This is a genomic window from Streptomyces hainanensis, from assembly GCF_004348415.1.
In the GTDB taxonomy this organism is placed as follows: domain Bacteria; phylum Actinomycetota; class Actinomycetes; order Streptomycetales; family Streptomycetaceae; genus Streptomyces; species Streptomyces hainanensis.
This window is the reverse complement of record NZ_SMKI01000338.1, coordinates 1-8,660: the sequence shown is the minus strand read 5'-3', so window position 1 is coordinate 8,660 and position 8,660 is coordinate 1. Positions and strand designations below refer to the sequence as shown.

The 8,660-nt window shown below is 78.0% G+C and carries 4 protein-coding genes; 3 read left to right on the top strand and 1 reads right to left on the bottom strand.

What is annotated here, in order from left to right:
• The first annotated feature begins 67 nt into the window (after positions 1 to 67).
• Together E1283_RS39515 and E1283_RS25990 are read left to right on the top strand one after the other, a co-directional pair.
• Positions 68 to 2,716 carry an AAA family ATPase gene (locus E1283_RS39515; protein ID WP_132820586.1) on the top strand — a complete coding sequence of 883 codons (2,649 nt, stop codon included), beginning with the start codon at positions 68 to 70 and terminating at the stop codon, positions 2,714 to 2,716.
• Between the two features lie 3 nt (positions 2,717 to 2,719).
• Positions 2,720 to 3,598, top strand: coding sequence for an alpha/beta fold hydrolase (locus E1283_RS25990; protein WP_132820585.1), 879 nt, complete (start codon positions 2,720 to 2,722; stop codon positions 3,596 to 3,598).
• A 55-nt stretch (positions 3,599 to 3,653) separates the two neighbouring features.
• Here the strand turns inward: E1283_RS25990 and E1283_RS25985 are convergent, their stop codons facing one another.
• Positions 3,654 to 4,946: an FAD-dependent oxidoreductase gene (locus tag E1283_RS25985; protein ID WP_243745108.1), complete on the bottom strand. Its 1,293-nt coding sequence runs from the start codon at positions 4,944 to 4,946 to the stop codon at positions 3,654 to 3,656.
• Positions 4,947 to 5,391: 445 nt separating this feature from the next.
• Between E1283_RS25985 and E1283_RS25980 the strand changes: the two genes are divergently transcribed.
• Positions 5,392 to 8,622 (top strand): AfsR/SARP family transcriptional regulator, encoded by a 3,231-nt coding sequence (locus E1283_RS25980; RefSeq protein WP_165956243.1) that lies wholly within the window; start codon positions 5,392 to 5,394, stop codon positions 8,620 to 8,622.
• Positions 8,623 to 8,660: the final 38 nt, after the last annotated feature.

Genomic DNA, 8,660 nt, shown 5'->3' with positions numbered 1-8,660 from the left:
GCCCAGGGGCGGGCGGCCACGACGGGCCCGCGTGGTGCCGGCCGCGGAGCGCTTAGAGTGGGGCGTCGTGCTCTACGGCAGATCGGCGGAAATCGGCGCGCTCGACGCGGTGATCGCGCGGGCCCGCGACGGCTTCGGTGGCGCCGTGGTGTTGCGGGGGGAGGCCGGCGCGGGCAAGACCGCGCTGCTCGACGCCGCGACCGCGCGCGGCGGCACGATGCGGGTGCTGCGCACCACCGGCGTCGAGCCCGAGTCCGACCTGGCGTTCGCGGCGCTGCACCAGATGCTGTGGCCGGTGGCCGGTTCGCTCGACGCGCTGCCGGAGCCGCAGTGCGAGGCGGTGCGGGCGGCCCTGGGGCTCACCGCGGGCGGGCGGGGCGACCGGTATCTGCTGGGCGCCGGCGTGCTGTCGCTGCTGGCCGAGGCCGCCGCGCCCGACGGGCTGATCTGCGTGGTCGACGACCTCCAGTGGGTCGATCCGGCCTCGGCCGACGCGCTGTTGTTCGCCGCCAGGCGGCTGGCGACGGAGCGGATCGCGATGCTGTTCGCCGTCCGCGGGGACGCGCCGGTCAGGGGCGTCACGTCGACGGTGGACGTGCCCGGGCTGCCCGGGGCCGCCGCGGCCGAGCTGCTGGCGGCCCGCCACGACGTGGCCCCCGGGGTGGCGCGGGAGCTCGTCGCGCTGACCCGTGCCAACCCGTTGGCGCTCGGCGAGATCGCGGCCCTCCTCAGCCCCGGGCAGCTCGCCGGCCGTGAGCCGCTGCCCGACCCGCTGCCCGGTGGCGCCCGGCTCTTCGGCGAACGGGTGGCGGCGCTGTCGCCCGCCGCCCGGCGGCTCGCCCTGGTCGCCGCCGTGGCGACCGACCTCGACCCGGTGCTGCCCGCGGTGGGGGAGTGGCGCGGCGCGCTGGCCGAACTCGAGGACTCGGGGCTGGCCGAACTCGCCGGCACGCGCGTGCGTTTCCGCCACCCGCTCGTCCGCTCGGCGGTGCACGAGGCGGCCGCCCCCGCTGACGTCCGCCGGGCGCACGCCGGGCTCGCGGAGCTGACCGAGGGGGACAGCCGCGCCTGGCACCTGGCCGGGGCCGCCACCGGCCAGGACGAGCGGGTCGCCGCCGAGTTGGCGGCCGCCGCGGAGCGGGCGCGGGACCGCGGCGGGTACGGCACCGCCGCCACCGCCCTGGCCAGGGCCGCCGAGCTGACCCCCGAGCCGCGGGCCCGCGCCGTCCGGCTGACGGACGCCGCCGTCGCGGCCTGGCTCGGCGGCCGCCCGGGAAGGGCGGAGTCGCTGCTGGCCGAGGCCCGCGACCTGGCCGGCGGGGACGCCGACCTCGCCCAGCGGATCGCCCGGCTCCGCGGCCGGTTCGAGCTGAACTCCGGCAACGCCGCCGAGGCCGTGCGGATCCTCGCGGCGGGCGACGACCTCGACACGCTGGCCGACGCCGCCGAGGCCGCCTCGTACGTCGGCGACGCGGCGGCCATCGTCGCGCTCGGCCGGCGGGCGGCGGCGCACCCCGAGGGGTTCCTGCGGGACACCGTCGCCGGGATCGGCCTGGTGCTGGACGGCGACGCCGCCGGCCCGGGACTGCTGCGGCGGGCGCTGGCCCGGGTCGGCGAGCTGCGGCACGCGGCGGAGTACCTGTGGGCGACGGCCGCGGCCAGCTACCTGGGCGAGTCGGACCTGGCGACCGAGCTGGTCGACCGGGCCGGCCGGGTGGCCAGGGTGTCCGGCATGGCCGGGCAACTGCCGGTCGTGCTGGAGTTCGTGGCGACGGCCGAGCGCATCGCCGGCCGGCTGGCGAACAGCCGGGCCGTCTCCGACGAGGGCCTGGAGCTGGCCCGCGAGGCCGGGTACCGGAACACGGAGGCCGCCCACCTGGCCAATCTGGCGGTGCTCGCGGCCCTGCGCGGCGACGAGGAGGACTGCGCGCGGTGGGCCCGCGAGGCGCTGGCCATCGCCGTGCCGCACCGGGTGGGCCTGCGCGCGGGGACCGCCGCCTACGCGCTGGCGATGCTCGACCTGTGCCTGGGGCGGCACGCCGCGGCGCACGACCGGTTCACCGCCGTCGCCGCGGCGGGCCCGGGCGCCGGCCATCCCACCGTGGTGTGGCGGTCGACGCCCGACCGGATCGAGGCCGCCGTGGGCGCGGGCGACGAGGCGGCCGCGCGGGCGGCGCTCGACGCGTACCTGCGGTGGTCGGCGCACGCCGCGACGCCCGAGTCGCGGGCCCTGCTGGCCCGTTGCCGTGGCCTCGCCGAATCGTCAGACGAGGCCCTCGGCGAGGCGCTGCGGCTGCACACCAACCCGTTCGAGGCGGCCAGGACGGCGCTGCTGCTGGGGGAGCGGCTGCGCCGCGCGCAGCGTCCCGGCGAGGCGCGGGCGCATCTGCGGACGGCGTGGGAGACGTTCGAGCGGGCAGGTGCCCGGCCGTGGTCGAGGCGCGCGCGGGAGGAGCTGCGGGCGGCGGGCGAGAGTGGCCCTGCCCCGGCGGCCGCCGTGCTCGACGCGCTGACCCCGCAGGAGCTGCGGATCGCGGGACTGGTCGCCGACGGCCTGTCGAGCCGGGAGATCGCCGCCCGGCTCTTCCTGAGCCCGCGCACCGTCGAGTACCACCTGTACAAGATCTATCCGAAGCTCGGCATCGGCTCCCGTACGGAACTGGCGCGACTGGTGGTTCTACGGAAGCCGCCAGGGGCGGAACCCGGCAGGCTCTGAGCCATGAGTGAAGTGAAGATCTGGAGCGAGGAGTTCGGCGCCGTGACGGACGCGCCGATCCTGCTGGTCATGGGGTCGATGTCGCAGGGCGTCCTGTGGCCGGACGAGTTCGTCGGGCGGCTCGTCGCCGGCGGCCGCCGGGTGATCCGCTACGACCACCGGGACACCGGCAGGTCGGAGACCGTCGACTTCGCGGCGGACCCGTACACGTGGGACGACATCAAGGACGACGTGTACCGGGTGCTGGACGCCCACGGTCTGGCCGCCGCGCACCTGGTCTGCCACTCGGCGGGCGGGCTGCTCGGCCAGTACGTCGCGGTGGAGCGCCCCGAGCGGGTGCTGTCGCTGACCGTCATCGGCTCCTCGCCGCTCGGCGGCGGCGAGGGCCGGGTGATCATGCGGGCCCTCACGGGGCAGCCGCAGCCCGAGGGGAGCCTGCCGGAACCGGCGCCGGAGTTCGTGGCGTTCTACCGCGCGCTGCTGGCCGCGCCGCCGCCGGCGGACCGGCGGGCCAGGATCGACGGCATGATCGCCGAGCAGCGGCTGCTGCACGGCACCGGGTTGCCGTTCGACGAGGACGCGGCGCGTCGGCTTCAGGAACGGATCCACGACCGGGCCCGTGACCTGTCGGCGGTGGCCAACCACCGGCTGGCCGCGGCGGCCGGGCCGGACTTCGAGCCGGTGGACGTGCTGCACCGGGTGACGGCGCGCACCCTGGTCGTCGAGGGCGGCCACGAGCCGGCCAAGCCGGGCCACGGCGCGCTCATCGCGGAACAGATCCCGGGTGCCCGGCTGATGATCGTGGCGGGCATGGGACACACGCTGCCCCCCGAGGTCCACGACGAACTGGCCGCCGCCGTCCTCACGCACACGGCCGGCTGACGGCCGCCCGGGCGGCGCGGTGCGGTGGCGGCCGACGGGCCGCCACCGTCGGGGGTCAGACCGCCTCGGCGGCGACCGTCGGGGGCGCGGGGGCCATGCCGATGTCGGTCAGCAGCGCGGCCGCCGCGCGGGCGGCGGAGGCGAGGTCGCCGGTCGGGCCAGGCAGGTCGCGGTGGTCGCCGCAGACGTAGAGGCCGTCGAGCAGCCGGGCCGACCTGGCACCCGGGTAGGGCGGTTCGAACACCGGGACCGCCCGCGGATCGTGCCGCACGGTCAGCAACCGCCAGTCGTCCGCCGGCACCCCGTGCAGCTCGCCGAGCTGCGCCCTGGCCGCCTTGTCCAGCAGCTCGGGCGACTCGGCCGCCGGCGGCCCGAGGACCACGGAGGTGATCAGCGTCCGGCCGGCCGGCGCCCGCGACGGGTCGACGGCCGAGGCGTCCACGGTGTGCGAGACCGGGCCGCGCGCCGCCGCGTCCACGATCAGCGCGGGGCCGGCAGGCGAGGCGGCGGGCGCCGCGTGGTGCAGCACCGTCACCGGGCGGAACGCCGGCACCCGCAGTCCCGGCAGCAGCCTGGCGGCCTCGGTCGCGCCGGTGGCCAGCACCACCGCCCGGCAGCGGAACGTGCCGTGCGCTCTGGTCTCCACGGCCGTCGTGGACACCGAGACGGCCCGCACCCCGGTCACCACCGAGCCGTCGGGCAGCGCCCCGGCCAGCAGCTCGGGCAGCGCCGAAGCGCCGCCCACCGGCAGGCCGAGGCCGCGGCGCGCGAAGGCCCGCAGGGCCTGGTCGCCGAGCCGGCTGGACGTGGCCAGCTCGGGATCGTGCAACAGCGCGGCGAGCAGCGGGCGCAGCGCGCCCTCGGCTATCCGCGCCGGTATGCCGCGGCTGCCCAGTGCGGCGGCCGCCGTCAGCTCGGGGCGGGCCCGCAGCCTGGCGTCCGGCAGCCGGCCGAGCCTGGCCAGGTTGGCCCGCAGCCAGATCTGGTCGAACGCGGAGGTCAGCGAGCGGCCGCCGGAACCGGCGGCCGGGTGGTCGGCGGCCTCCCCGACCCGGTGTTGGTGGGTCGTGCCCCTGAGCACGATGCCGCCGGTCAGCCGGCGGGTCGGCAGCGGCCCCGGAAGCTGGGCCCGGGCGGGGTAGCCGGGCAGGGCGAGGTGGGCGGCGCGGTCGAGGCGGAAGCCGTCGAGTTCCTCGGTGGCCATGCGCCCGCCGACGTGGTCGGCCGCTTCCAGGACGGTCACGGTGAGTCCTGCGGTGCTCAGGTGGTACGCGGCGGCGAGCCCGGCGGGGCCCGCGCCGATGATGACGACGTCGGATGGGTCGCGATGCGGTCGGCGCTGAAGCACGTGTCCTCCTGGTGAGGGGTCGGTGCGTGTGAGCGGCGGGATCCGACGCCCGCGGGGCGGTCGGTCGGCGCGGACCACGCCCCCGTGACGACGCTGTCGACGAGGCTGACCTGCCGCGGTGTCGATGCCCTGGGACCCCTGGGTGTGGGTCCGTCGGTGCTGATGCCCGCTGGGGGCGCGAGCAATGCCCGAACCGGATGCGACCCTCTCACGCCGGGCGTATCGCGTCAGAGCGCACGGACCAGGGCACGGGGGCACGAAGGTCGCGTGCCGGCCGCCGCGCGGTGCTCGGGACGGCGCGACCGGGGCCCGTCCTGGCGGTCCTGACGGGTCAGCCCCCGGCTTCCCCCGGGTCTGGCGGCCCGGGCGGGGGGCCGGCAGGGAGTGCTGGGGCGGAGTCGGGGGCCCGAAGCGGATCGCCCGGTCAGGGCCTAGCATGGCCGCCATGCCGCCGGCCGACGTCGAATTCCTGCTGCTCGGCCCGCTGGAGCTGAGCGTGGGCGGTCACCGCGCCCCGCTGACGGCCCGCCAGCGCGAGCTGCTCGCCGTGCTGCTGCTCGACGCCAACCGGGTCGTCTCCGTCGACCGGCTGGCCGACGCGCTCTGGGGCGAGCGCCAACCGGCCGCCCCCGCCGCCCGGATCAGGGCGCTCGTCTCCGAGGTGCGCCGGGCGGGCGGCCCGGAAGGACTGATCGTCACCAGGCCGCCCGGCTATCTGCTGCGGGTGCTGCCGGGGCAGACCGACGCCCAGGCGTTCGACGACCTCACCGGGCGGGCCGCGAGCGCCGCGGCGGCCGGCGACGCGGAGAAGGCGTTCGAGCTGTACGACCGGGCCCTCGGCCTCTGGCGGGGCGCGCCGCTCGCCGACGTCACGGGCGCCTTCGCCGCGGCCGAGGCCACCGCGCTCGCCGAACGGCGACGGCAGGCCGTCGAGCACCGCGCGGACGCCCTGATCGCGTTGGGCAACCACGAGTGGGCCGCCGCCGAGTTGAGCCGCGCGCTGGCCGAGGACCCGCTGCGCGAGCGGCTCTGCGAGCGGCTGGTGTCGAGCCTGTGGCGGAGCGGGCGGCGGTCCGAGGCGTTACGCGTGTACCGCGACTTCCGGGACCGGCTGGCCGCCGAACTCGCCACCGCACCGGGCCCCGAGCTGCGCGAGCTGCACCGGCGGATCACCGCCGGCGGGGAGGAGGACGCCGGCCCGGCCGACCAGGCACCGCCCGCCAGGCCGCCGGTGCCCCGCCAACTCCCCAGGGACGTCGACCGGTTCGTCGGCCGCGAGCGGGAGATCGGCTGGCTGGCCGGGCTGCACGGGGGCGGCGTCGGGCTGCTGGTCGGCCCGGCCGGCGTCGGCAAGACCGCCCTCGTGGTGCACGCGGCACACCGGGCCGCCCATCTCTTCCCGGACGGCCAACTCTTCCTCGACATGCGGGGCTTCGCGCCCGGCCCGGCCATGTCGGCGGCCGAGGCGCTGCCCCGGCTGCTGGTCGCGCTCGGCTGCCCGGCCGAGCGGGTGCCGGCCCACGAGGACGACCAGACCGCCCGCTACCGCACGCTGCTCGCCGGCCGCCGGGTGCTGATCGTGCTGGACAACGTGGCCGATCCCGGCCAGGTGCGGCCCCTCGTCCCCGGCGAGCCGAGCTGCCTGCTGCTGGTCACCAGCCGGCACCGGCTCGGCGGCCTGGTCGCCGTCGACGGCGCCCGCCGCCACACCGTCGAGACGATGGGACGGCGGGACGCGGTGGCGCTGATCGCGCACCGGGCCGGCGCCGAGCCGGCCGCCGCGGAGCCCGCGGCGATGGCCCGCCTCGCCGACATCTGCGGCCACCTGCCGCTCGCGCTCTGCGTCGCCGGCGCCCGGCTCGCCGACCAGCCGCTCCGCGGCGTCGCCGAGCACGTCGCCGACCTCGTCGCCCGTGGCCCGCTCACCGGGCTGCGGGTGGACGACGACGAACGCACCGTGGTGCGCGCCGCCCTCGACCTCTCCTACGCCGCGCTGCCGACCGAGGCCCGCGACATGTTCCGGCTGCTCGGCCACGCCCCGGGCACCGACGTCACGCTCTCCGCCGCCGCCGCGCTGGCCGGCGTGGCGCGGCCGGCCGCCGAGCGCGCCCTGGCGGCCGTCACCCGCGTGCACCTCGCCACCGAGACCGGCGGTGGCCGGTACGCGCTGCACGACCTGCTGCGCGAGTACGCCGGCCAACTCGCCGACGAGGCCGAGGATCCGGGCGAGCCCCGGCGGGCCGGCGCGCGGCTCCTCGACTACTACCTGCACTCGGTCTTCGCCGCCGCGCGGGCCCACCGGGCCAACGTCCTGCTGCCCCCCGAGGAGCCGGCCGCGCCCGGAGTGTCGCCCGAGACGTTCCCCGACCGCGCGGCCGCCGCCGGCTGGGTCGACGCGGAGTGGGACAACATGGCCGCCGCCATGGAACGGGCCGCCGTCCACGGCCCGCACGAGACCGTCGGGCCGCTGGTGGCCGTCGCCCACCCCTTCCTGATGCTCAGGCCGCCCTCCGAGTCGCTCCGCCTCTCGGAGCTCGGCCTGGCGGCCGCCGGCCGCGTCGGCGACCCGCGCTGGTCGGCCGTCACCCATCTCAACCTGGGCAACATCCACTGGCGGATGACCGACCTGCGGACCGCCGGCCGGCACTTCGGGCGGGCCGGGGAGCTGGCCCGCCGAGCCGACTGGCCGTGGGGCGAGGCCTCCGCGCTGATCGGCGCCGCCGTCGTCGCCAAACAACTCGGCCGGGTCGGGCACGCCGTCCGGCAGTACCAGCGGGCCCTCGACATCCACCGGCGGCTCGACGACTCCCGGGGCGAACTGACCTGCCTGATGAACCTCGCCTCCGCCCGGCTGGCCCTCGGGCAACTGGCCGCGGCCGACGAGGCGTTGCGCGCCCTGTGGCCGCTGCTCGACGCCGCGAACTCCACCGTCGCCGCGCTCGTCCTGGTCAACCGCAGCCTGGTCAGGCAGGAACAGGGCGCGTTCGACGAGGCCCTGCGGTTGCTCGACCGGGCCCGCGCCACGGCCACCGACACCGGCTCCCGCTACGCCGAGGCCGTCGTCGAGGAGACCGCCGGCCGGGTCCATCTCGACGCGGGCCGGCACCGGGCGGCGATCGCCGCCTTCACCCGGGCCCTGGAGATCGCCGGGGAGGTCGAGAACCGCAACTGCGAGGCCGACTGCCTGACCGGGATCGGCGTCGCCCTGCTGCGCGAGGGCGAGGCGGACCGCGGGGAGTCGCGGCTCGCCGCCGCCCTGGAGATCACCGAGCGAACCGAGTACGCCGCCGGCCGCTCCGAGACGCTCCTCGGCCTGGCCGAGGCCGCGCTGCTCCGTGGCGCCCACCGCACCGGCCTCGACCACGCGACGGCGGCCCTGGCGCTGGCCCGCGAGCGGAACCGCCTCGCGCTCGGCAAGGCGCACGCGCTGCTCGCCGCCCTCCACCTCGGCCTCGGCGACGTCGAGCGGGCCGTCGGACACTGCGCCAGGGCACTGGAGTTCTGCCGCCGCTCCGGGCAACGCCTGGTGCACGGCCGCGTCCTGCTCCTGCTGGGCCGCGCCCGCCGCCGTCAGGGCGACGAGCGCGGGGCGCGCTCCGCGTGGCGGGCGGCACGCGCCCGGCTCGGTGACATCACGGCGCCGGAGAGCGCCGAGGTGACCACTCTGCTCGGCTGACCGGCCGGCCCCACCCCGGCCGGTCAGCCGAGCAGAGT